Below are 2,538 nucleotides of genomic sequence, written 5' to 3' on the forward strand. Positions count from 1 at the left end.
GGAGCAATTGGAACTCTTCGATGCACTGAGCCTGAAAACACCCTCCTGAAACGGCCCGGTTGTGGCAAAAGCAGATATCCCGCATCAATAATATCAATCACTTACGCGTTTAACTGTTGAAGTTGGGTTGCCGCGATGTCTGCCATTACTGCACCTTCGCCAAGGCGCCGAAACGGCTCGATTCCGCCTATCTGACGCCGGAACAGGTATTGGCCATTGCCAGGGCCGGCAAGGAAGCAGGCTGCAAGGAAGCGCTCTTCACCCTCGGCGACAAGCCGGAACTGCGCTATGCGGCGGCGCGAGCGGCGCTCGACGAGATGGGCTATGCCAGTACGCTCGATTATCTGCGTGCCATGGCGGAGCTGGTGTTCCGCGAGACCGGGCTGTTTCCACATCTGAATCCCGGTGTAATGAATGCTGCTGAGATAGCGGCACTACGTCGGGTTTCCGTGTCGATGGGCATCATGCTGGAAACCGTCTCGGTGCGCCTCAGCGAGCGCGGCGGCTGCCATTTCGGCTCGCCCGACAAGGACCCGGCCGTCCGGTTGGAAACCATCGCCGAGGCTGGGCGCCAGAAGGTCCCGTTTACCAGCGGCATCCTGATCGGCATCGGAGAGACCCGGGCCGAACGGATCGAGAGCCTTCTTGCGTTGCGCAACCTGCATGATCGCTTCGGCCATATTCAGGAAATCATCATCCAGAACTTCCGCGCCAAGCCGGGCACGAGGATGGCGAACGCACCCGAACCGGACCTGGCCGACCTGCAATGGACCATTGCGGCTGCCCGCCTGATATTCGGGCCGGAGATGCCCGTGCAGGCGCCGCCGAACCTTTCGGAACGCGCGGCGGGTCTTGTCGAGGCGGGGATCAGCGACTGGGGAGGTGTTTCGCCCGTCACTCCGGACCACGTGAACCCCGAGGCTCCGTGGCCGCACTTGAATGAATTGGCGAGAGCCACCGCGAGCTGCGGAAAGCTGCTGGTCGAACGGTTGGGGGTCTATCCGAAATATGCTTTTGCCGGCGACTCATGGCTCGACCAGAGCCTGCGCGGCCCGGTGCTCGGCGCGATCGACGCCGATGGGCTGGCGCGGGCCGACAACTGGGCTCCTGGCGACGCCGCGCAGGCGCTGCCGTCGCTGCTTTCAACGCCAGGTTTCACGCGGAGCGCGGCCATGGACCGTATCCTGGCCGTCGCAGAACGCGGCGACGATCTGAGCGTGCAGCAGATCACCCGGCTTCTGGCGGCGCGGGATGGAGAGATCACGCAAGTCGCGCAGGTTGCCGACGATCTTCGGCGCAGAATCTGCGGCGACACGGTGAGCTACGTCGTGACGCGCAACATCAACTACACGAATATCTGCTATTTCAAATGCAGGTTTTGCGCCTTCTCCAAGGGCAAGACGAGCGAAAACCTGAGGGGGCGACCGTATGACCTGACGCCCGATGTGGTGGCCGGGCGTGCCCGCGAGGCATGGGACCGTGGCGCGGTCGAGGTCTGTCTGCAGGGGGGAATCCACCCGAACTATACCGGCCAGACCTATCTGGATATCCTGCGGGCCATCAAGTCCGAGGTGCCGGGTATTCATGTCCATGCCTTTTCGCCGCTCGAGGTGTATCAGGGTGCGCAGACGCTGGGTTTGACGCTCGCCGAATTCCTCGATCGCCTGATTGAGGCCGGTCTCGGCAGTCTGCCGGGAACCGCCGCGGAAATCCTCGATGACGAGGTTCGCGCCACGCTGTGTCCCGACAAGATCCATACCGCCGAATGGTTTGAAGTCGTCGATACTGCGCATCGCCTGGGTCTGAAAACCACCTCCACGATCATGTTCGGCCACATCGACCGCCCCCACCACTGGGCCCGGCACCTCTTGCGGCTGCGCACTCAGCAGAAAAGGACCGGCGGATTCTCCGAGTTGGTGCCTTTGCCATTCGTGCACATGGAATCGCCAATCTACCACAAGGGACTGTCCCGGCGCGGGCCCACCTGGCGAGAGTCGCTGCTGCTTCACGCAGTAGCCCGGTTGGTCCTGCATCCCTACATCACCAATATTCAAGCTTCTTGGGTCAAGCTGGGGCCAGACGGGCTTGCTGCCTGCCTGCAGGCCGGGGCCAACGATGCCGGCGGCACCTTGATGGACGAATCCATCACCCGCTCGGCCGGGGCTGCGCATGGACAGGAAATGACGCCAGAAGCGATCGAAACCCTGCTGGCGAATATCGGCCGGCCGTCGCGGCAGCGCACGACGCTTTATCGTGACGCGCCGAAAGAGCGCCAGGTCGCGTCCGCCACCGCGAACCGCGGAGCGACCTGAGCCGGTAAACCTGGAGAAGTTATTGAAGAACCACCGCAATAATACCAAAGTGGTTCGACAACCGGTGCCCCCCAACTTCAACAGTTAAACGCGTAAGTGGGCTCTGTTGCACAAAGCACTTGCTGACCGGAGTGCCCCTTTCCCCGGACACAGTTATCCCGCAGTTTTCGTGACAGGTATGCCGAGTGCGGTATAGCCGTTCATGATGGCGATACGGACTTGGACC

The 2,538-nt window shown here is 62.1% G+C and carries 1 protein-coding gene; it reads left to right on the forward strand.

Annotated features, from left to right (window positions below; translation table 11 throughout):
- Positions 1-116: 116 nt before the first annotated feature.
- A complete protein-coding gene (cofH, locus tag DL899_RS19175) occupies positions 117-2,312 on the forward strand; it encodes a 5-amino-6-(D-ribitylamino)uracil--L-tyrosine 4-hydroxyphenyl transferase CofH (RefSeq protein ID WP_204355378.1) in 2,196 nt (731 codons plus the stop codon).
- The last annotated feature ends 226 nt before the right edge of the window (positions 2,313-2,538 follow it).

Source organism: Roseovarius amoyensis (genome assembly GCF_003260265.1).
Lineage (GTDB): Bacteria > Pseudomonadota > Alphaproteobacteria > Rhodobacterales > Rhodobacteraceae > Roseovarius > Roseovarius amoyensis.